Below are 22429 nucleotides of genomic sequence, written 5' to 3'. Positions count from 1 at the left end.
CGCCGGGATACCTTGTGAAACAATGGTCCCTGCGGATGGGCGTGGGTGCCCGGAACAAGTCCGGGCACGACGACATCTGAAAGGTCCCCTTGGTGCCTTGGTGGTGAATCAGTCCATCCGCATGGCCCCATGCGGGCCTTGACACATAAGTTTATGTTGCACCGCAGCATAAACATCCCATCTCATGGTCAGACCATGTGATGGAGGTCGGCCATGCTGATCCGCAGACTTTATCTACACGAACGTCCCGCCTATGCCGCCCACCTGAAACGGCTTTCGGCCGAGGACCGGCGCCTGCGCTTCGCCCGCTCCGGTGTGGGCGATCAGGTGATCGAGGACTATGTCGCCGCCATCGCCGTGGGCGACCTGATCCTGGCCGCCTTTGCCGGGGACGACCTGGTGGGCGCCGCCCATGTGGCGCTGACCGGGTCCCTGGCCGAGGTGGGGGTCAGCGTTGACGAGGGCCACCGCACCGACGGCATCGGCTCCAAGCTGCTGCGCCAGGCCGCCGCCTTCGCCCGCAACCGCCGGGCCGAGAAGCTGTACACCCTGTGCCTGTCCGACAACCGCTCCATGGTCGCCCTGGCGCGGCGCAGCGGCATGCAGGTGCATTTCGAGGGCGGCGAGGCCGAAGCCTTCCTCGACCTGCCGCCCCCCGATCCGGTGACGGTCAGCGAGGAAATCAGCACCGGCCTGTTCGCCGTGTTCCACGACTGGGCCGAGATGATGGATTCCTACAGCACCATGCTGGTGGGAAATTCAGCGGTCGAACCTCTGCTGGAAGCGACCGGCCTGGCAAAGAGCGCTTGACAGGAAGGTCCCCGAGGACTCAAATTGCGAGTCATTCGCATTTGCATCTTAGGAGCCCTTCCCATGTGCGAGCAATGCCACCCCGCCTTCGCCGAACCCGTCGAGTTTCCCCGCCGCCGCGCCCGGCTGTGGGAGATCGACAGCCAGTGGCATTGCACCATCATCGGCACCTGCCTCAGCCTGGGCGAGCTGAAGGGGGCGGCGGCGCGGCTTAAGGTACAGATGCGCTCGGCCAAGCCCAGCCCCTACGAGATCCACACCGGCATGATCCATCTGGCGTCACGGGAAAGGCTGGTGGGCAAGGCGCTTTCCAAGCTGCTGGACCGCAAGCACGCCGCCGCCATCAGCCGCGCCAGGACGCTCGACGGCGAGGACGCGTTGGCCGAGCTGTGGGAGGACTCCCTGGCCAAGGGCGACGTGGCCTCGGCCTGCTGGGCGGTGATGAGCCACCCCGACGCCACCGACGGCTTGCGCGGCCGCATCTTCGGCGACGTCCACATGCTATCCCATCAGGTGGGCGCGGCGGCCAGGGCCGACCTCAAATCCATCCACCAGCTGGAGCGCGAGAAGGCCGAACTGGAGGCCAAGGTCGGCCGTCAGCAGGAGCGCCTGAAGACCGAGATCGGGCGGCGCAACGCCGAAATCCGCGACCTGCGCCATCTGCTCGACCAGGAGGCGTCGGAATCGCGCCGCCTCGCCCATGCCGCCAGCGCGGCGCAAGAGATGGAACAGCTTCATCGCCAGATCAGCGAGCTGCGCCACCTGCTGGACGTGGAAACCGCGTTCCGCCATGTGGCCGAGGACGAGGCCCGCCGGGTCCAGACCCAGGCCCGCGATCGCGAGCAGGAGGTCGAGCGCCTGAACCGCGAACTGAACGACATGCGGGACGAACTGGCCCTGTCCGAAGCCCGGCTCGCCGACACCCTGGCGCCCCAGGCCGCCCCCACCGATGGCCTGGGCCAATGCGGCGAGGAATGCGCGCGGCTGGATCTGTGCGGCCGCTGCATCCTGTTCGTGGGCGGGCGCAACCAGCACCTGCCCCACTTCCGCCGGCTGGTGGAGGAGGCGGGCGGCACCTTCGCCCACCACGACGGCGGCTTCGAGGAAAGCATGGGCCGCCTGCATTCCCTGTTCGGCCGCGCCGACGCCGTGCTGTTCCCGGTGGACAGCGTCAGCCACGGCGCCCACGACGAGGTCAAGCGTTTGTGCCGCCGTTGGGAAAAGCCCTTCGTCCCGGTGCGGCGCTCCGGCCTCGGCGCCTTCATCCGGGCGCTCAACACCGTGGCGGGGCAGTAACGCCCCCCTTCCCCGCCGGGCCGGGAATGGCTTATGGTCCGGGCATGAGCAAGCCCGTGCCCGTTTCCGTCCTGCCCGCCGACCCCGCCGCCATCGCCCGGGCCGGGCGCGTGCTGGCCGAGGGCGGGCTGGTGGCCTTTCCCACCGAGACGGTCTACGGCCTGGGCGGCGACGCCACGTCCGATGCGGCGGTGGCCGCCATCTTCAAGGCCAAGGGCCGCCCCAGCTTCAATCCGCTGATCGCCCATGTGAGCAGCCTGGAGCAGGCCGCCGCCCTGGTGGAGCTTTGCCCCGACGCCCATCGTCTGGCCGAGCGCTTCTGGCCCGGTCCGCTGACCCTGGTGCTGAAGCGCCGCGCCGATTCGCCGGTGTCGCTACTGGCCTCGGCCGGGCTCGATTCGGTGGCGGTGCGCATGCCCGACCATCCCGTCGCCCTGGCCCTGATCAAGGCGGCGGGGCGGCCCCTGGCGGCGCCCTCGGCCAACCGCTCGGGCCGCGTCAGCCCAACCCGGCCCGAGCATGTGGCCCAATGCCTGGAAGGCCGCATCGCCATGGTGCTGGACGGCGGCCCCTGCCGGGTCGGCGTCGAATCCACCGTGCTGGACCTGTCGGAACAGCCCCCCACCCTGCTGCGCCCCGGCGGCATCACCGCCGAGGAGCTGGAGGCGGCACTCGGCCATCCCATCCGCCGCGCCCTGGAGACGCCGGAGGCGCCGCGCTCGCCCGGCCAGTTGGAAAGCCATTACGCCCCCGCCCTCCCCGTCCGGCTCAACGCCCACGCGGCCGAGCCGGGCGAGGCGTTGCTGGGCTTCGGCCCCGCCCCCGACAGCGTGCTGAACCTGTCGCCCAAGGGCGATCTGTCCGAGGCCGCCGCCCATCTGTTCGCCATGCTGCGCGCCCTGGACCGCCCCGATTACCGGGGCATCGCCGTGATGCCCATCCCGGAAAAGGGCCTGGGCCTGGCCATCAACGACCGCCTGCGGCGCGCCGCCGCACCACGGAGCCCGTCGTGAGCATTCTCGCCGCCCTCGCCGCCATCGTCGGCCCCGGCAACGTCATCACCGACGCCGCCGACCTCGCGCCCTATCTGGTGGAGGAGCGCGGCCTGTATCGCGGCGCGGCGCTGGCCGTGATCCGCCCCGGCTCCACCGCCGAGGTGTCCGAGGCGGTCAAGGCCTGCGCGAACGCCGGCATTCCCATGGTGCCCCAGGGCGGCAACACGGGGCTGTGCGGCGGCGGCGTGCCGGCCGAGGACGGGCGAAGCGTGGTGATCTCCACCGAGCGCCTGACCCGTATCCGGGCCGTCGATCCCGTGGATTTCACGCTGACCGCCGAGGCGGGCTGCGTGCTGGCCAGCCTGCAGCAGGCGGCGGCGGAGGCCGATTGCCTGTTCCCCTTGAGCCTGGGGGCGGAAGGGTCGTGCCGCATCGGCGGCAACATCTCGACCAATGCCGGGGGCACCAACGTGCTGCGCTACGGCAACACCCGCGATCTGGTGCTGGGCCTGGAGGTGGTGCTGCCCGACGGCCGGATCTGGAATGGCCTGAAGCGGCTGCGCAAGGACAATACCGGCTATGCGCTGCAACACCTGTTCATCGGCGCCGAGGGGACGCTCGGCATCATCACCGCCTGCGTGCTGAAGCTGTTCCCCCGCCCGCGCGAGGTGGCCACCGCCATGGTGGCGCTGTCCGACCTGGAGGCGGCACTTCCCCTGTTCGCCCGGGCGCGTTCGGCCAGCGGCGATGCGGTCACCGCCTGCGAGCTGGTGCCGCGCATCGGCCTGGAACTGGGCCTGCGCCACGTGCCCGGCGTCCGCGATCCCTTCGCCGCCCCCCATGAGTGGATGCTGCTGCTGGAGCTGTCGTCGTCCAGGCCGGGCGGCCTGCGCGACACCCTGGAGGAGGTGCTGGCCCGGGCCTTCGAGGACGGGTTGGCGACCGACGCGGTGATCGCCGAAAGCCAAAGCCAGCGCGCCGATTTCTGGCGCATCCGCGAAGCCATCCCCGAGGCCCAGAAAAAGGAAGGCGGCTCCATCAAGCACGACGTCGCGGTCGCCACCTCGCGGGTGCCCGAGATGATCCGCCGCTGCACGAGCGCGGTCGAGGCGGCCATGCCCGGCGTGCGCGTGGTGCCCTTCGGCCATCTGGGCGACGGCAACACCCACTTCAACCTGACCCAGCCGGCAGGTACGGACAAGGCGGCCTTCCTGGCCCGCTGGGAAGAGATGAACCGCATCGTCCACGACATCGTGGTGGGCATGGAGGGCTCCATCTCGGCCGAGCACGGCATCGGGCGGCTCAAGGTCGAGGAACTGGCCCACTACAAGCCAGGCATCGACCTGGACCTGATGGCCCGCGTCAAGAACGCGCTCGATCCCGAGGGTTTGATGAACCCGGGCAAGATCCTGCGCTGACCCCAGCCGAATATCGCCCCAAGCTCTCACCTTTCGCTGTTCCGCCGCAGGCCACGTGTCTATAATCCCGCGCCATGTCGGGGATCACGCGATACATGATGCGCCAGATGCTGGTGGGGATGATTTTCGTCTCCGCCGCGCTGGCTTGCGTCCTGTGGCTGACCCAGTCGCTGCGCTTCGTCGAGATGATCGTCAACAAGGGCCTGTCCATCGGCGCCTTCCTCAAGCTCACCATCCTTCTGATGCCGGGCTTCCTGGTGGTCATCATCCCGATTTCCCTTTTCGCCGTAGTGCTTTTCACCTACAACCGGCTGATTGCGGACCGGGAACTGGTGGTCCTGCGCGCCGCGGGCCTCAGCCATCTGGCCCTGGCGCGGCCGGCGATCTTCCTCGGACTGGCGGTGAGCGCCGTGGGGTATCTGCTGAGCTGCTGGATCATCCCCATGACGGTGCGCAGCTTCCACGAGATGCAGTGGACCATCCGCAACGACATCGGCAACGTGCTGCTGCAGGAAGGCATGTTCAACAAGTTCGGCGAGGGCCTGACCATCTATGTCCGTGCGCGCACGCCCTCCGGCGAGCTGACCGGCCTCCTGGTCCACGACAAGCGCCACCCGAACAAGCCGGTCACCCTGATGGCCGAGCGCGGCGCCCTGGTCTACACCGAACAGGGGCCCCGGGTGCTGATGGTCAACGGCAACCGCCAGGAAGTGACGCCGGGCACCGGCAAGCTGTCGCTGCTCTATTTCGACAACTACACCGTGGACTTCAACACCGCCACCGGCAACAAGCCCGACCGCTTCCGCGATGCCCGCGAGCGCTCGACCCTGGAATTGCTGGCCATGGATGACAGCATGGAAAACAAGGGGGACCTGCGCCGGTTCAAGTCGGAGCTGCATTCCCGCCTCGCCTCGCCGCTCTACAGCCTGGCCTTTCCGCTGCTGGCCGCCGCCGTGCTGCTGACCTCGGGATTCGACCGGCGCGGCCAGACCATGCAGGTGATGGTGGCCACCGCCCTGATGGTCGCCGTCCAGGCCATGGCGCTGGGCGCCTCGAACCTGTCGTCGGGCAATCTGGCCTTCGTCCCGTTCATCTACATCAACGCCGCCCTTCCCATCGCGCTGGGCCTGTGGGTCCTGGCCCACCCGCCGTGGCCGCGCCGCCGGACCGCGCCGGCCCCAAGCGCCGCGTGACGAGACGAAAGAGTGACCACCGTGCCGTCGTCCCGCCATCTTCTCCTCATCTCCCTGCTGTCGGCCTCCACCGCGCTGACCATGCCGGCGCGCGCCGACGTGGTCGTCGAACAGAAGGCCTGGCCCGAGGCGGGAAGCTGGGGACAGGCCTGGGGCGACGATGACCCCGCCGCCGCCCGCGCCCCGGCACCCCAGCGTCCGCGCCCCGTCCCCCAGGCGGCTCCGGGCTATGTCCCGCCGCCGCCTGCCGCCGCCCTGCCCAGCCGCCCGGCGGCCCCCGCCGCCGCGGCTCCGACCCGCGCCGCCCAGCCCTTGCCGGTCACCGAGATGGGCGCCGCCTATCCCGAAACCGGGTCGTGGGGCCAGGCCTGGGGCGACGACGAGCCCGCCGCGCCGCCGCCGCCGCGCAGCCGCCCCCTTCCCCCGACCACGATCGCCGCCGAACCCGCCACCGTCCAGAACGCGCCGAAGCCCGCCCCGGCCGCGGCTCAACCGGCCATCCGGGCGGACGCCACCCCGGCGGCCAACATCCAGCGGTCCGCTTCGCGGGCCATGGAGCGCGCCTCGGTCATCATGCGCGGCGAGGATGAAAGCGGCGACGCCGTCGGCCTGAAGCGCCCCCCCAGGGTCATCCCCCGGGCCATGCGCGGCCTCAAGACCACCGAGGACGGCGTCGAGCCGGTCCACATGGTGGCCGACCAGGTGATCTATGACCGCGAGTTCAACGTGGTCACCGCCAAGGGCCGCGTCGAAATGATGCATGACGGCCGGACCATCACCGCCGACACGGTCAGCTACAACATGAAGCAGGACGTCATGGGCGCGTCCGGCAACGTGGTGCTGACCGAGCCCTCGGGCGAGGTCACCCACGCCGACTATTTCGAGCTGACCGGCGACTTCAAGAACGGCGTCGCCCGGGATATCCGCACCATCCTGGCCGACAACTCCCGCATGGCGGCGCAAAGCGCCCAGCGGGTGGGCGGCGACCGCACGGATTTCGACCGCGCCGTCTACACCGCCTGCGAGCCCTGCAAGGACAAGCCCGACGCCACGCCCCTGTGGCAGGTCAAGGCCCAGCGGGTCACCCACAACCAGGCCGAGGCGCAGGTGGAGTACCGCGACGCCTGGCTGGAGATCAAGGGCATCCCCGTCGCCTATACCCCCTACATGTCCCATCCCGATCCGACCATCAAGCGCCAGAGCGGCATGCTGGCACCGATTTTCGGCATGAACAGCTCGCTCGGCCCATCCATCGCCACGCCTTACTATCAGGTCGTCTCGGAGAACGAGGACTTCACGCTCACCCCACGCTTCATGCTCGACCAGATCAGCAAGATCGACTCGCCGGACAAGGATGTCCCGAGATCGGTGCTGCGGCGCGTGCATCTGTCGGGCCAGCACCGCTGGCGCGGTGTCCATGGCGAGGCGATCTCCACGGGCAGCATCACCGCCGACAAGAGCACCGGCGATATTCGCGGCCACCTGGAATCCAAGGGCCTGGTGGAGTTGGACCGCACCTGGCGGGCCGGGTGGCAGATTCAGCATCAGTCGGACCTGAATTACCGCTCGCTTTACCGGGTCCGGACCGAGGAAGACCGCCCCTGGCTGATGAACCGCCCCTATGTGGAGGGGTTCAGCCGGCGCGGCTACGCCATGATGGAAGCCATGTCCTTCCAGGGCAAAAGAGTCATCGAGGATTCCAGCAAGTCCCCCGTGGTTCTACCGCACATGGTCTACAGCACCATCAGCGCGCCGGGATGGGCGGGCAGCTACTGGTCCACCGATTCCGACGTTCTCGCCTACACGCGCGATGTCGGCACCCAGGCCCAGCGCCTGTCCACCAAGGTGGCATGGAATCTGCCGCTCATCTCTCCCGACGGACAAGTCTACACCGTATCCACCTCCATGCGCGCCGACGGCTATCACGCCAATCACCTGACCGGAATCAGCAAGAATTCGGGCAGCACCGGCCGCGCGATCCCCGAGGTGGCCGTCAACTGGCGATACCCCTTCAGCCGTCCGGGCAAAACCGTGACCCAGGTCATCGAGCCCATGGCCATGGTGGCGGCAAGCCCCAATTCCGGCACGGATGAACGCATCCCCAACGAGGATTCCGTCGGCTTCGAACTGGACGAAACCAACATCATGCGCCCCAACCGCCTGCCCGGCCTCGACCAGGTGGAAGGCGGCGTGCGCGGCGCGTATGGCTTGCGCTGGGCGGCCTACCCGACCCGCGGCGGCGCCATCATCGCTCAGGCGGCACAGGGATGGCGCCAGCACAAGGCATCGACATTCGGTACCGGCAGCGGCTTCGCGGACACCCTGTCCGACTATGTGGGGCGGATCGATATCGTGCCGGTCGGCTTTTTCAGAATCCGCGACCGGGTTCGACTCGACAAGGATACGCTGGAAGTGCGGCGTAACGAGGCCGGAGTGTCCGTCGGTCCGCCCGCCTTGGCCTTCAGCACCGATTACGGCATGCTGTCGCCCAGCGCCAGCAACACCAGCAACATCTATCCCAAGCGCCAATACATTAACTACGGCGTGAGCTCGGCGACGACGCAGCATTGGCGGAACCAGTTCCTGTTGCAGCAGGATCTGGCTGCCAACGGCGGTACCGTCAGCTGGACCGCCAGTTCCATGTATAGCGACGAATGCATCGCGGTGATCGGGGCCTTCAACCGCTACCACTCGGACGTCAGCGGTCTGTTGTCCGGATATCACCTGAGTCTGACCGTGGTCCTGAAGTCGCTGGGCGAAGCGCCCGTCAGCGTCTTTTAGTGGGAGGTAACCCGAGAATGCTGGCCCGCGCCGCAATCGTCCTGACCCTTGTCCTGATCTCGCATCTCCCGCTTGGCCAAGCCTCGGCTCAGGACGTGGACCGCATCGCCGCCGTGGTCAACGACGAGATCATCTCGCTTCGCGACCTTGACGCCCGGATGAAGCTGGCCATCACCGTCTCGGGCCTGCCCGACAATATCGAGAACCGGCGGCGCGCCGTGCCCCAGGTGCTGCGCAAGATGATCGACGAGCGCCTGCAGTCGCAGGAAGCCGCCCGCCTCAAGGTCGGGGTCGGCGCCGAGGAAGTGATGCGCGGCCTGGCCAATATCGAGAACCAGAACCGGATGCCACCAGGGTCGTTGCTGCCGTCGCTGGTCAAGGCCGGTGTCGATCCCGACGCCGTCAAGGATCAGGTCAAGGCCGACATCATCTGGGTCAAGCTGATCATGCGTTCGCTCCAGCCCACCATTCGCGTTGGCGAGGATGAGATCACCGAGCGCATCGAGAATATCCGCCAGCAATTCGGCCAGCCGGAATTCATGCTGGCCGAAATCTTCCTGCCGGTGGAATCCCCGCGTCAGGAGGAGGAGTCGCGGCGCCTGGGCGAACGCCTGATCGAGCAATTGCGAGCCGGGGCCCCCTTCCAGGCCTTGGCCCGCCAGTTCTCCCAAAGCGGTTCGGCCGCCAATGGCGGCGTACTGGGCTGGATGGCGCCTTCGGCCCTCGATGACGACGTCCGCGACGTGGCCATGCGCCTGGACAAGGGACAGGTCAGCACCCTGGTCCGCACCGGCTCCGGCTACGCCATTCTGGCCATGATCGACAAGCGGGTGGCAGGCCAGACCACCACGTCCGACCCCAAATTCAGCCTGGCCCAGGTTTTCTTCCCCGTCCCCGCCGGCGCCCCGCCGATCCAGCAACTGGCGGCCAAGGCAGCGGAACTGACCGCGTCGATCAAGTCCTGCCGCGAGATGGAGGATATGGGACGCAAACTCAATTCCGAGCGCTCCGGTGTGCGTGAAGGCCTGACCCTGTCCGTTCTACCGCCGGCCATGCGCCCCGTGGTGAGCGCACTTCCCATCAATAAGGTCAGCGCCCCCATGAATATTGGCGACGCCCTGCTGGTGGTGATGGTCTGCGCCCGCGAGGAAGGCGCCACCGAGGGTGGCCTGCCCACCCGCGAGGCCATGAAGCACATCATCGAGGACGAGCGCCTGGACATGATGTCGCGCCGCTATCTCCGCGACCTGCGCCGCGCCGCCTTCATCGACTTCCGGCTGTGAGCATTCTCGCCCTGACCATGGGCGAGCCCGCCGGGATCGGAGGGGATATCGCGCTCGGGGCCTGGATCCGGCGGGCGGATGGCGGCGTGCCGCCCTTCGTCATGATCGACGATGCCGGCCGGCTGCGGCGGCTGGCGGCGAGGCTGGGCCTCGACGTTCCCGTTCAGGAAGTGGCATCCCCCGCCCAGGCCGAAACCGTCTTCGCCACGGCGCTTCCCGTCCTGCACCAGCCCCTGGCCGTCGCGGTCGAGCCGGGCAGGCCCGACCCCGCCAATGTTCCGGCGGTCAAGGGAGCCATCGAGCGGGCCGTCGCCCTGGCCCTGGCCGGCGAGGTGGCGGGGCTGGTCACCAATCCCATCCACAAGCACGTCATGTATCAGGGCGGCTTCGCCTATCCCGGCCATACCGAGTTCCTGGCCGCCCTGCTGGGCCGCCCCGGCCTGCGGGAAGTGATGATGCTGGCCTGCCCCCAACTGCGGGTGGTGCCGGTGACCATCCATCTGGGACTGGCCGAAGCCATCCGCACGCTCACCCGCGCCCATATCGTCGAGATCGGCCGCGTCACCGCCCGGGCGCTGGAGGTGGATTTCGGCATCGACCGGCCGCGCCTCGCCGTGGCCGGGCTCAACCCCCATGCCGGTGAAGGCGGCACCATGGGCCGCGAGGACGAGGACATGGTCGCCCCCGCCGTGGCCGAGTTGCGGGCCGCAGGAATCGACGCCTTCGGCCCCCTGCCGTCCGACACCCTGTTCCACCCGCGGGCGCGCCAGGGCTACGACGCGGCGCTGTGCATGTACCACGACCAGGCGCTGATCCCCATCAAGACCATCGATTTCGACGGCGGCGTCAACGTCACCCTGGGTCTGCCGGTGGTGCGCACCTCGCCCGATCACGGCACCGCCTTCGACCTGGCGGGAACGGGCAAGGCCAATGCCGGCAGCCTGCTGGCCGCCCTGTCCATGGCCGCCGCCATCGCCGCCAACCGGGCCAGGCGCCATGGCTGAACTGCCGCCGCTGAGGGACGTCATCGCCCGCCACGGACTCGATGCCCGCAAGTCGCTGGGCCAGCACTTCCTGTTCGACCTCAACCTGACCGGGCGCATCGCCCGGGCGGCCGGCGACCTTTCGGTGGGCACGGTGATCGAGATCGGGCCGGGTCCCGGCGGCCTGACCCGCGCCCTGCTGGATGCCGGGGCCCGCCACGTCGTCGCCATCGAACGCGACGACCGCGCCATCGCCATCCAGAACGAAATCGCCGAAGCCTATCCCGGCCGCCTGGAGATCATGGCCGCCGACGCCATGACCATCGACGCCGCCGAGTTGGGCGAGGCGCCGCGCCGCATCGTCGCCAACCTGCCCTACAACATCTCCACCGCCCTGCTGCTGGGCTGGCTGAAGCGCGCCGGGGCGTTCGAGCGCCTGATCCTGATGTTCCAGAAGGAAGTGGTGGACCGCCTGGCCGCGCCGCCCCGCTCGGACCATTACGGCCGCCTGTCGGTGATCACCCAGTGGCTGTGCGAGGTGCGCCCGCTGTTCAACGTGGATCGCCGGGCCTTCACGCCGCCGCCCGCCGTCACCTCGACGGTGGTGGAACTGGTGCCGCGCGCCGAACCGCTGGCGCCGGCCCGCTTCGCCACCCTGGAACGGGTCACCGCCGCCGCCTTCGGCCAGCGGCGCAAGATGCTGCGCTCCAGCCTGAAATCCTTGGGGAACCCCGAGGATCTTCTGGAACGCACCGGCCTTGCCCCCACCGCCCGGGCCGAGGAAATCCCGGTCGAGGGATTCTGCGCCCTGGCCCAGGCCCTTGACGCCCGTACCTCTTGACGCCCGTACCTCTTGACGCCCGTACCTCTTGACGAGCGTCAGCGCGCCTGACCGCCGCCATGCTACACTGAGCGCAACGAAACGGAGGCCACATGAGCGGATGGGGCTGCCCCCACGATGATCACGGCACCTGCACGCGGGTGGCCGGACGGCCTTGCGATCCGGGCATGAAGGGCTGCGTGCTGGCCGGACGCTTCCGCTTTTCCAATCCGGTAAAGAACAGGCCTGTAAAATCCAAAGGCGAAGATCAGGCGGGCGAATTCGCCGATGAGGACGGAGATTCATCCGCTTAGCGCCCACGCCTCATACCAAATGGCCTGATTTTGTCTGAACGCAGGCGTTGACGCATACCCTGGCAATAGGTTTTATTGAAACCCAATTAATAAAGGCGCCCAAAAGAGGCGCCGTAAAATGGGTGAATTGTACTCTGGGAGAAAGCGGAATGACGGCTGAGCGCGACGGGGCCTCCCCGACGGCGGAGCGTATTGATTCGTTCGCCACCGAGGTTTTGAAGCAGATCGACAGTCTCAGCCTCGAGGTCGCCGACATCGCCGGCACCATGGACGGCCTGACCCGCTTCGTGAAACATCAGGAAGAGCTGTTCGGCCACCTGAAGATGATCGCCCACACCATGGCCGAGACCATCGGGCTGATCGACACCGCCGGGCGCGAGACCCGCGACATGACCATTCAGGCCGGGCACCAATCCTCGGAATCACTGCGCACGGTGGAAGAGGCGCTGTCGGGCGTCAACCAGCTGGTGGGCGCGGTCCAGGGCATCGAGGAACGCCTGGAGGGCCTGGAAGGCGCGCTGGGCGAGGTCAGCACCATGTCGCGCAACATCCAGAAGATCGCGCGCCAGACCAATCTCCTGGCCTTGAACGCCACCATCGAGGCGGCGCGCGCCGGCGAGGCGGGCAAGGGCTTCGCGGTGGTCGCCACCGAGGTCAAGACCCTGGCGCGCCAGACCGCCGACGTCACCAGCGGCATCGACGACACCGTCCACAAGCTGTCGGGCTCGGTCACCGACCTGATCGAAACCTCCACCGACACCCTGAAGATGGCCGATTCGGTAGGGTCCGGCGTCGGCGTCATCAACGAAGCGGTCTCGGTGTTCGGCAACGTCATCGAATCGGTGGAAAGCAAGGTGGGCGACATCTCCCAGGCCGCCTCCGCCTCGCTCACCCAGTGCGGCGACGTGATCGGCGAGATCGACAAGTTCTTCGAAGGCATCGCCATGACCAGCGAAAGCCTGCGCAAGGCCGACGAGCGCATCGCCTCGCTCCTGGGCAATTCCGAGGAGCTGATGGGCTATATCGCCGCCTCGGGCTTCCGCACCGCCGACACACCGTTCATCGAGGCCATCCAGGACGCCGCCCGCAAGGTGTCCGCCCTGTTCGAGCAGGGCGTCACCTCCGGACGCATTTCCATCTCCGACCTGTTCGACGAGGCGTACCAGCCCATCGCCGGCACCAACCCGCAACAGCACACCTCGCGCTATGTCGCCTTCACCGACCAGGTGCTGCCCGACATCCAGGAACCGCTGCTGGGCCTCGATTCGCGCGTGGCCTTTTGCGTCACCATCGACCGCAACGGCTATATCGCCACCCACAACAAGAAGGTGTCGCACCCCCAGGGCGCCGACCCCGTGTGGAACAACGCCAATTGCCGCAACCGGCGCATGTTCAACGACCGCACCGGCCTGTCGGCGGGACGCAACACCAAGCCCTTCCTGCTGCAGACCTATCGCCGCGACATGGGCGGCGGGCAGTTCATCATGATGAAGGACGTTTCCTCCCCCATCATGGTACAGGGGCGCCATTGGGGCGGCATCCGCCTGGGCTACCGGATCTAGACACCGCCCACGACAGGGCAACCGCGTTTTTGCCGGGGCCGCCTTCTCCACGCGGGGGATGGCGGCCCCTTCGTCTTGGGCGTATCATGGCCGATAGGTAGGCATTCCGCAGGGAGGCTTCCATGACGACCAATATCCTTTCCGTAATCTCCGCCATGGCCGAGGTCGCCACCGTACCTCGCCAAGGCGAGCACCTGCGCCCCCGCCAGCCGGTGATCACCCTGTCGCGCGATTTCGGCTCGGGTGGAGACGTCATCGCCACCCGCCTGTGCCAGCGCCTGAAACTGCCCCTTTACGACGAGGAATTGCTGCGCGAGGTGTCGGGCCGCCTGAACGACGACCCGGCCATCGTGCGGCTGCTGGACGAAGGCTTCGGCCGCGCCAAGGACATGTGGCTCTACCGCCTGTTCTCGGGCAAGGACATCAGCCCCGACGCCTACCGCGACACCCTGATCAAGGTGGTGATGAGCCTGGGCCGTCTGGGCGGCGTCATCGTCGGGCGCGGCGCCCACATCATCCTGGCGGGCGAATGCGCGCTGCGGGTCCGGGTGGCGGGCAGCCCCGAAGTCTGCGCCAAGCGCATGGCGGCCGCCGGCCACGGTAACGAGGCCGACCTGCTGGCCAAGGCCCAGGACCTCAACCACCGGCGCGGCAAGTTCGTGTGGGAGGCGTTCGGCTCGCGCCTGTCCGACGCCAGCCAGTTCGACCTGACCATCAACACCGATCGCATGGATGATTTCGAGGACGTGGTGGAGACCATCGTGGTGATGGCCGAAGCCGTCCATTCCGGCCGCGTTCTGCGCGGCGACCTCGCCCACGCCCAGGTGTAAGGCGCGAAGCCGGGGCGGGGAAAACGCCCCGCCCCGGCCGCTCCTCAGCGTCCCGGCAGCATACGGGCCATGATGTCGTCCTTGAGGATGAAACGGTGGCGCAGCGCCGCCGCCACATGCCCGGCCAGCACCACGGCCAGAATCCAGCCCAAGGCCACATGGCCGCCCTTCAGCATCCCCTTCAGGGCGTCGTCCTTGCCCACCAGCACGGGCAGCACCAGGCCGAACACCGAGACCTCGCGGCCGGCGCTCTGGCTGAGCAGGATTCCATCCAGGGGAATCAGCACCATCAGCACATAGAGACCCACATGCCCGGCCGAGGCCATCAGGCGCTCGACCGCCGGCATGGTGGCGGGCAGCGGCGGCTGGGGCCGGGTCAGCCGCCAGGCCAGCCGCGCCACCGCCATCACCAGCAGAATCACCCCGATGGCCTTGTGCAGGCCGATCACCTCGGACCGCACCGGCCCCTTGGGCAGGACGTCGATCATGTGCCCGATCACCCACAGGGCCAGGATGGCCGCCGCCATCACCCAATGAAGGATCCGCGCCACGGCGTCGTAGCGGGCAGAAGCCGTTCCGGTCATGCCAAGCCCCCAGCTCAATTCAACGGTCCGGCCACCCTAGCACGCCGTACCGGAGGTTGACATTGCCGGCCGAGCGCATACCCTTCATGCATGGGATTTCAAGGGGAACGGTAATGCCGCGTGGTGCATCGCGTATCGCTTCGCTCCTGGCGATGCTGTCGGCGCTGGCGTCATGCGGCGGCGTGGTCGGTGTTCCGCCCCCCGCCGAATCCTGGCCGTCGCCGCCGCAGGAAATGGCACGCGAACCGGTCCGCTATCCCGAGATCCGCCTCAATGTCCCCGCCTTCATCGCCGCCGACCCCGAGGCCCAGCGCTTCCTGCTGCTGCGCCAGCTGGTGGAGGCCGGGCTGGTCACGCCCGAGGAGGCCGGAACCCGGCGCGCCGCCAATATCGGCGCCCTGCTGCCTTTTTCCGCCCCGCCGCCCGCCGCCGGCCTGGGCCGGCCGGTGGCGCTGCGCGACCTTGCCGACCGCCTGTCCCGCCTGTCGGTGCCCTCTGCGGGCCAGCCGGCCTCGGTCCGCCAGGCCGAACGCGACTTCCTGATGGACAGCCTGCTGCCCGCCGAGCCCGTGCTGCGGGCGCCGCCGGCCCGGCTGGAAAAGGAAGCCCTGGCCACCGGGCGGCGCCGCGCCGAGGATCTGGGCCGCCTGGGTCTGGTGGAACACGACGAGTTCCAGCGGGAGATGGCCGCCATCATCGCCGCCGAACGGAACCTGGCCAATGCGCCGCCGCCGCCCCCGCCGCCCAAGAAGAAGCCCAGGAAGAAGCCGACCCTGCCCGGCGGAGCCGCCCCCGATGGCGGTGTTCCCGGCGCCACCAGGCCCGGCGACATCCCCGGCGGCACGGTGCCGTTCAACCCCAAGGGCACGCTGGGGCTGCACCTTTTGTCCATGGCGTCGCCCACCACCACCGACAAGGCGGTCGAGGCCCTGAAAAAGGAATATCCGGAACTGGCGCCCCTGGAGTTCAAGGCGGTCAAAACCGACATTCCCGACCTGGGAACCACCTACCGCCTGATGGCCGGCCCCCTGTCGGGCGCCGACGCCGAAACCCTGTGCCGAAGCTTGCGCGGCAAGGGCCAGTCCTGCGCCATCGCCAATTATTGACCCCGGTCACATTTCGTCAAACAGGCGCACTTTCAGCAACAACTTGCCCGAAAATACGTATAATCCCTTGCCCGCGCCACGGCGCCCCATTATCCTTTTATCAGCTTTCGTATGGCGTTTGGCATAATGACGACCGCTTCCAGACCAAACCCTGACGTTCACGATGCCGGGCACAAATCGCCCGGCGAGATCGTGTTGCAGACACGGAAGATGGCCTTTCGCCTGCTTGCGGCGCTCCTGGCGCTCAACCTCATCATCGCCGCCGCCATCGCAATCATCGTCAATGTCGGGCAGCAACGGCACAGGAAAGAGGCCGACCAACTGGTCGAGAACCTGTCCACCGTGCTGCGGGCCGGCCTGCTGGGCACCATCACCAAGATCGACATCACCCTTCTGGCGGTGGCCGACGAGATCGCCCGCCAGGAACGGGCCGGCGGCATCGATGCCGCCCAGTTGGAAGAGGTCCTGCGCCGCCACGATTCCCGCCTCCCCGAGGCGCTGGGCCTGCGGGTGGTGGACGAGGCCGGGATCATCCGCCACGGGGTGACCGGCATCAAGGTGGCCCAGGCCAGCATCGCCGACCGGCCACAATTCATCAGGATGCGGGACGATCCCAATGCCGGGCTGGTGATCTCCAAGCCGGTGCTGGGCCGCGCCGCCCAGACCTGGATCATCACGCTGAGCCGCCGCCTCGACCACCCGGACGGATCCTTCGCCGGGGACGTGCATGTGGCGGTGCCGCTGGATCGCCTGACCCAGAGCTTCGGCAGCATCAATGTCGGCCCCAACGGCGTGGTCAGCCTGTGGGATGACGGGCCGTCGGCCCTGGCCCGCACCCCGGACCTGGACGGCCCCGGCGGCGTGGTGGCCAAGGCGCCCAAGCCATCGCCGGAACTGCGCGCCGTGATCGAATCCCGGGCGGACAGGGCGGCCTACCACGCCCATTCCGGCATCGACAACATCAAGCGCAGCGTCCACGTCAACCGGGTGGGCGAACTGCCCCTGTGGATCGTCGTCGGCTTGGCCGAGGAGGATTATCTCGCCGACTGGAACCGGCAGATCCGCATTCTGACGGCGCTGGCAGCCGCCTTTTCACTGCTGAGCCTGGCCATGGCGGCATTGTTCCTGCGCGGCTGGCACAACCGTCACCGCACCGCCCTGGCCATCGAGGACGCCCATGCCCAGACCGAGGAGGCCCGCCGGCGCCTGGAGCTGATCCTCGGCTCGGCCGGCGAAGGGATCTGCGGTGTCGACACCGAAGGACGGATCACCTTCATCAACCAGACGGCGCGGCGCATGCTGGGCTGGGGCGAGAACGAGGGAATCGGCCTCAACCTGCATGAAGAGGTCCACCATCACCGGGCGGACGGCAGCGAATTCCCCGCGGTCGCCTGCCCGGTGTGGCAGACCCTGCACGACGGCAACACCCGCCACATTCCCCGCGACGTCCACTGGCGGCGCGACGGCACCCCCATTCCGGTGGAGTTCACCAGCGCCCCCATCATCCAGAACGGCCGCATCACCGGCGCGGTCACCCTGTTCCGCGACATCGCCCGACGCGTTCGGGCCGAGACCGAGGCCGCCCGCAATCTGGCGGTGACCACCGCGCTGGGCGCCATGCTCCGCCATTCCCTCGAGGACCGGCCGCTGGGCGACATCCTCCATGATTCCCTGGTGGAAATCCTCAACCTGCCCTGGCTCAACCTGGAGGAACGGGGCAGCATCTTCCTCAGCGAGCCCGGAGGCCAGACCCTGCGGCTGGCGGCCGAGCACAATCTGTCGCAGGGCATCATCCGCAGCTGCGCGACCATCAACCTCGGTCAATGCCTGTGCGGCACCGCCGCCGAACGGCGCGAGGTGGTCTTCGCCGCCCATGTGGACGAACGCCACCACACCCAGGTAGCGGACATGCACGAGCATGGCCATTACTGCGTCCCCATCATGAACGGCAACGACCTGCTCGGCGTGCTCAACACCTATGTGGGCCATGGCCACCAGCAGCAGGCGGAAGAGGAGCGCTTTTTGAAGATGGTCGCCGACACCCTGGCCGGCATCATCAGGCGCAAGCAGATCGAGCAGACCCTGAGGGACAGCGAGGAACTGTCCAAGACCCTGCTCAACGCCACCATCGACGGCGCCCTGCTGCTCGACCCCCAGGGACGCATCCTGGCGGCCAACGAGGCGCTGGCCGCCCGTTTCGCCAGCACGCCGGCGGCCATGGCGGGAACCAACTTCTTCGACTGGCTGCCGCCCGCCCTGGCCGAAGCCCGCCGCGCTCAGTTCGGCCAAGTGCTGGACGACAGGACGCCCCTTCACACCCATGACGAACGGGACGGCACCATCCTCGACAACCGCGTCTACCCCATCAGCGATGCGGACGGCGGCATCCGCCGGGTCGCGGTGTTCTCCCGCGATGTCACCTTGCAGCGCAATGCCCAGAAGACGGTGGAAAAGGCCCTGGCCGACCTGGCGCGCTCCAACGCCGAGCTGGAGCAGTTCGCCTATGTGGCCTCACACGATCTGCGCGAGCCGCTGCGGGCCATCACCGGGCACCTGCAGTTGCTGCAACGCCAGCTGAAGGACAAGCTGGACGAGATCACCGCCGAATCCCTGCATTTCGCCGTGGACGGCGCCCGGCGCATGGACGCCCTGATCCGCGACCTGCTGGACTACTCGCGCATCGGCCATGCGGACCGCGAGATGGAGGACCTGGACCTGGGCGAGGTCATCGCCGACGCCCTGGCCAACCTGTCGGCCACCATCGCCGAAAGCGGCGCCGCGGTGACCAGCGCCACCCCCATGCCCACCGCCCACGGCAACCGCATGGAACTCGTCCGCCTGTTCCAGAACCTGATCGGCAACGCGCTGAAATACCGGGCCGCCGACCGGCAGCCGGTGGTGACCCTGACGGCCACGCGGGCGGGCGACGTCTGGGACATCGCCATCCGCGACAACGGCATCGGCATCGAGCCCGAATATTTCGAGCGCATCTTCATGATCTTCCAGCGCCTGCACGGCCGCGGGCAGTTCGAGGGCACCGGCATCGGCCTGGCGGTGTGCCGCAAGATCGTCGAGCGCCATGGCGGCTCCATCCGGGTGGAGTCCACCGCCGGGGAAGGCAGCACCTTCACCGTTTCGCTGCCCGCCCTCGGAACCTGAACCGGCGGCAAGCCAAGAAAAAAGGCGGCCCCCGCAGGAGCCGCCTTTCTCGACCGACCGGTCGGATATAAGGAACTACACCGCCTTGACCCGGACATAGGAGCCCGGAGCGGCCTCGATGGCCTTGAGCTTGCCCGAGCCCGGCACGCGGGCGGGAACCTGCTTGCCGGCGAACTTCTCGACCCACTTCTGCCAGTCGGTCCACCACGAGCCGTCCACCTGGGTGGCGCCCGCCAGCCAGACTTCGGGGTTCTTGGGCTTCTTGGCGTTGGTCCAGTAGCAGTACTTGTTGGCGGCCGGCGGATTGACCACGCCGGCGATGTGGCCCGAGGCCGACAGCACGAACTTGATGGGACCGGACACATGCTGGGTGAGCGCGTAGGTGCTCTGCCACGGCGCGATGTGGTCCTCGCGGGTGGACAGCATGTAGATGGGGGTCTTGATGTTGCCGAGATCGATCTTGACCCCGTTGAGCTCGATGCCGCCCGGCTCGATCAGCCTGTTTTCCTGATACATCTTGCGCAGGTAGAAGCTGTGCATGGCCGCCGGCATGCGGGTGGAATCCGAGTTCCAGTACAACAGGTCGAACGGGAACGGATCCTTGCCCAGCAGGTAGTTGTTGACCACGAACGACCAGATCAGGTCGTTGGCGCGCATCATGTTGAAGGTGGTGGCCATGTCGCGGCCGTCCAGGTAGCCCGCCTGGTTCATGCGGGTTTCCAGGGCCGACAGTTGCTCCTCGTCGATGAACACCCCCAGCTCGCCCGGCTCCTTGAAGTCGGTCATGGTGGTGAAGAAGGTGGCCGAGGCGATGCGGTCCTCGCCCTTGGCGGCGAGATAGGCCAGGGTGCAGGCCAGCAGCGTGCCGCCCAGGCAGTAGCCGGCGGCGTTGACCTGTTTGGAGCCGGTGGCCTTCTCGATGGCGTCGATGGCGGCCAGCGGACCTTCCAGCATGTAGTCGCCGAAGCCCTTGTGGGCCAGCTTCTCGTCCGGGTTGACCCAGGAGATGACGAACACCGTGTGCCCCTGGTCCACCGCCCACTTGATCAGCGAGTTCTTGGGCCGCAGGTCCAGGATGTAGAACTTGTTGATCCACGGCGGCAGGATCAGCAGCGGCTTTTCCAGCACCTGTTCCGTGGTGGGGTCGTACTGGATCAGCTGCATCAGGTCGGTCTGGAACACCACCTTGCCGGGGGTGACGGCGATGTTGTCGCCCACCTTGAAGGCGTCGTAATCGGTCATCTTGATGGCCAGGTTGCCCTTGCCGCGCTCGAGATCGTCCAGCAGGTTGTTCAGGCCCTTCAGCAGGTTCTCGCCCCGGCTTTCCACGGTGGCGCGCAGCACCTCCGGGTTGGTCAGCACGAAATTGCTGGGCGCCATGGCGTCCACGAACTGGCGGGTATAGAAGTCCACCTTCTTGGCGGTGTGGTCGTCCAGGCCCTCGACGTTCTTCACCATGCCCTGCATCCAGCGGGCCGACAGCAGGTAGGACTGCTTGATGAAGTCGAAGATTTCATTCTCCTGCCACATCTCGTCCTTGAAGCGGCGGTCGCCGGAATCGGGAGCCACCACCGGCTGGGTTTCCTCGCCCAGCATGCGGCGCGCCGTGTTCTGCCACAGCGACATGTAGTCCTGCCACAGGTTGAGATTGGCCTCGACCAGCTTGGCCGGGTCGCTCATCAGCTTGGCCGTCATCTCCATGAAGGCGTTGCCGATGTTCAGCGGATCGGCCGTGGCCGCAGAAGGATCCGCCGCCTGACGGGTGAGAAAGTCGGTCACGATGCGCTGGGACCGTTCGGCGATGTTGGTCATCGCCTTGGAGAGTTCCGCCGGATCGATCATCTTGGAATCGGCGCCCGTCTGCTCAGCCATCAGCTTCCCCTTAATCTACGGTGCATCCAGAGTGCAACCATACACGGCAATCGGAGCCTTGTCCCGTCGCCCGGCGGTCCGGCGGATGCACGCCCATCCTTTCCGCCCGTTCCATAGACCTATATACTTTCGAACCATGGCCTGATAAACGTGAACTTGCCGTAAAAATCGGTCCAGACAAAAATAGTTTCTCGATACCGGGGGCAGCAGTTCGTCCATGTTCGATTGCATCGAGGCTTGGCGCCGTCGTCACGAGCGCCGCACCCTGGCCGTGGGCCGGAGCGTCGCCATCGCCGCTCTGATCGCCGGCTGCTCGTACGTTCCCGACGCTCTTAATCCCGTCGAGTGGTACAAGGGCGTCGCCGGCGTGTTTGAAGGCGACGAGCCCCCTGTGGTGGCCGCCCCCCGCCGGCCCGAAGGCTCGTTCCCCAACGTCAACGAGGCCGGGACCAAGACCTCCCCGTCGGGCAAGGGCCTGGCCGGCGACAAGAGCAACGCCAAGTACGCCGAATCGGTGCGGCGCGAGCCCGCCCCCACCAAGCAGCTGGCCAAGAAGACCCAGCCCGCCCAGACCCAGGTGGCCGAAGCCCCCGCGCCGGCTCAGGCTCAGGCTCAGGCTCAGGATGCGTCGGGCAAGGGCTCCTACCAGCCGTCGCTGGACCGCCGCATGCAGGCCGCCCGCGACGAGGGCCCCAGCGCGCCGCCCCGCACCGCGCCGGGCGGCCCGCCGGCCCGCGCCGAGATTCCCGATTCCGTGCCGACGCGGCGCGGCCTGCTGGCCGAGCACTTCCAGAAGCGTCTGGCCGAATCCGCCGTGGCCACCAACAAGGGCGATCCCTTCACCGGGGTTCCGGCGCCCCGCACCCAGGCGTCCTACAACCAGCCGGCCCATACCTACGCCGTGCCGGCCCAGCCGCCGGTGGGCATGAGCCGCTCGCCTTCCTTCGCCGCCGATACCGGCGAGCGGGGCGTCAACCTGACGCCGCCCAAGGGTCTGCGCGGCGCCAAGGGCATGGTGGCCCCCAAGGGGCCCGCCGCCCAGTTCGAGGTGGCCTCGCTGCAGTTCGGCCCCTCGGGCGGGCTCACCGCCGCCGACGGCGCCCAGCTGCGCGAAGTGGCGTCCTTGCAGAAGCAGACGGGCGGCGTGGTCCGCATCGTCGGCTATCCCTCGCCGGGCGCCGTGTCCTTCGTCGGCCAGGACGACGCCTCCGTCGCCATGGGCCGCGCCAGGGCGGTGGCCAAGTCGCTGACCGCGCTGGGCGTGCCGGCCCGCAAGATCATGGTGGCCGCCGATCCCATGCCGCCGTCGGCCTTCGACGACAGCGGCGCCAAGGTTTCCATCGAATATTGATGGCCCGGCTGACTTGAACGGATTGCAGGCTTGCATGCCTGGGTCCGTTCAAATAGCCATCGATTCTTAACC

17 protein-coding genes are annotated in these 22429 nt (G+C 67.9%); 15 read left to right on the top strand and 2 right to left on the bottom strand.

Translation table 11 applies throughout. The features are described from left to right. Window positions 1–213: 213 nt before the first annotated feature. From WV31_RS16470 to WV31_RS16415, 12 genes are all read left to right on the top strand, one after another. On the top strand, window positions 214–810 hold the full coding sequence (locus WV31_RS16470; RefSeq protein ID WP_085374589.1) for a GNAT family N-acetyltransferase: 597 nt from the start codon (window positions 214–216) through the stop codon (window positions 808–810). Between the two features lie 63 nt (window positions 811–873). Beyond that, window positions 874–2106 (top strand): DUF2325 domain-containing protein, encoded by a 1233-nt coding sequence (locus tag WV31_RS16465; RefSeq protein ID WP_085374588.1) that lies wholly within the window; start codon window positions 874–876, stop codon window positions 2104–2106. Window positions 2107–2150: 44 nt separating this feature from the next. Continuing rightward, the gene (locus WV31_RS16460; RefSeq protein ID WP_085374587.1) at window positions 2151–3119 is read left to right on the top strand and encodes an L-threonylcarbamoyladenylate synthase; all 969 of its coding nucleotides are present in this window, start codon (window positions 2151–2153) and stop codon (window positions 3117–3119) included. Continuing rightward, window positions 3116–4519 carry an FAD-binding oxidoreductase gene (locus WV31_RS16455; protein ID WP_085374586.1) on the top strand — a complete coding sequence of 468 codons (1404 nt, stop codon included), beginning with the start codon at window positions 3116–3118 and terminating at the stop codon, window positions 4517–4519. The genes WV31_RS16460 and WV31_RS16455 overlap by 4 nt, the downstream gene beginning before the upstream one ends. Window positions 4520–4614: 95 nt before the next feature. Continuing rightward, a complete protein-coding gene (lptF, locus tag WV31_RS16450) occupies window positions 4615–5712 on the top strand; it encodes an LPS export ABC transporter permease LptF (RefSeq protein ID WP_085374585.1) in 1098 nt (365 codons plus the stop codon). Window positions 5713–5724: 12 nt separating this feature from the next. Then, entirely contained in the window at window positions 5725–8493 is a 2769-nt protein-coding gene (locus WV31_RS16445; protein ID WP_085374584.1) for an LPS-assembly protein LptD, read from the top strand. Between the two features lie 17 nt (window positions 8494–8510). Continuing rightward, on the top strand, window positions 8511–9776 hold the full coding sequence (locus tag WV31_RS16440) for a peptidylprolyl isomerase (protein ID WP_085374583.1): 1266 nt from the start codon (window positions 8511–8513) through the stop codon (window positions 9774–9776). Next, window positions 9773–10780: a 4-hydroxythreonine-4-phosphate dehydrogenase PdxA gene (gene pdxA, locus WV31_RS16435; protein ID WP_085374582.1), complete on the top strand. Its 1008-nt coding sequence runs from the start codon at window positions 9773–9775 to the stop codon at window positions 10778–10780. Before WV31_RS16440 ends, pdxA begins: the two co-directional genes overlap by 4 nt. Beyond that, a complete protein-coding gene (rsmA, locus tag WV31_RS16430; protein WP_085374581.1) occupies window positions 10773–11600 on the top strand; it encodes a 16S rRNA (adenine(1518)-N(6)/adenine(1519)-N(6))-dimethyltransferase RsmA in 828 nt (275 codons plus the stop codon). Before pdxA ends, rsmA begins: the two co-directional genes overlap by 8 nt. Window positions 11601–11692: 92 nt before the next feature. Further along, on the top strand, window positions 11693–11893 hold the full coding sequence (locus tag WV31_RS16425) for a hypothetical protein (RefSeq protein ID WP_085374580.1): 201 nt from the start codon (window positions 11693–11695) through the stop codon (window positions 11891–11893). Between the two features lie 149 nt (window positions 11894–12042). Next, window positions 12043–13455 (top strand): methyl-accepting chemotaxis protein, encoded by a 1413-nt coding sequence (locus tag WV31_RS16420; RefSeq protein ID WP_085374579.1) that lies wholly within the window; start codon window positions 12043–12045, stop codon window positions 13453–13455. Between the two features lie 122 nt (window positions 13456–13577). Then, window positions 13578–14285, top strand: a complete 708-nt coding sequence (locus WV31_RS16415) for a cytidylate kinase-like family protein (RefSeq protein ID WP_085374578.1) — start codon at window positions 13578–13580, stop codon at window positions 14283–14285. Window positions 14286–14329: 44 nt separating this feature from the next. Here WV31_RS16415 and WV31_RS16410 read toward each other — a convergent pair whose 3' ends face one another. Beyond that, window positions 14330–14869 (bottom strand): cytochrome b, encoded by a 540-nt coding sequence (locus WV31_RS16410; RefSeq protein ID WP_085374577.1) that lies wholly within the window; start codon window positions 14867–14869, stop codon window positions 14330–14332. A 113-nt stretch (window positions 14870–14982) separates the two neighbouring features. On the opposite strand from WV31_RS16410, the gene WV31_RS16405 reads away from it, so the two are divergent. Both WV31_RS16405 and WV31_RS16400 read left to right on the top strand, forming a co-directional pair. Next, entirely contained in the window at window positions 14983–15975 is a 993-nt protein-coding gene (locus WV31_RS16405) for a lantibiotic dehydratase family protein (RefSeq protein WP_237051333.1), read from the top strand. Between the two features lie 210 nt (window positions 15976–16185). Next, window positions 16186–19134 (top strand): PAS domain-containing protein, encoded by a 2949-nt coding sequence (locus WV31_RS16400; protein ID WP_237051332.1) that lies wholly within the window; start codon window positions 16186–16188, stop codon window positions 19132–19134. A 75-nt stretch (window positions 19135–19209) separates the two neighbouring features. On the opposite strand, the gene WV31_RS16395 is transcribed toward WV31_RS16400, so the two are convergent. Then, window positions 19210–21006, bottom strand: coding sequence for a PHA/PHB synthase family protein (locus tag WV31_RS16395; RefSeq protein WP_085374575.1), 1797 nt, complete (start codon window positions 21004–21006; stop codon window positions 19210–19212). A gap of 217 nt (window positions 21007–21223) precedes the next feature. Between WV31_RS16395 and WV31_RS16390 the strand changes: the two genes are divergently transcribed. Further along, window positions 21224–22357 carry a hypothetical protein gene (locus tag WV31_RS16390; protein WP_085374574.1) on the top strand — a complete coding sequence of 378 codons (1134 nt, stop codon included), beginning with the start codon at window positions 21224–21226 and terminating at the stop codon, window positions 22355–22357. Window positions 22358–22429 lie beyond the last annotated feature (72 nt).

The sequence above is a fragment of the Magnetospirillum sp. ME-1 genome, from assembly GCF_002105535.1.
In the GTDB taxonomy this organism is placed as follows: Bacteria; Pseudomonadota; Alphaproteobacteria; order Rhodospirillales; family Magnetospirillaceae; genus Phaeospirillum.
This window is presented reverse-complemented; position numbering and strand designations above follow the sequence as displayed.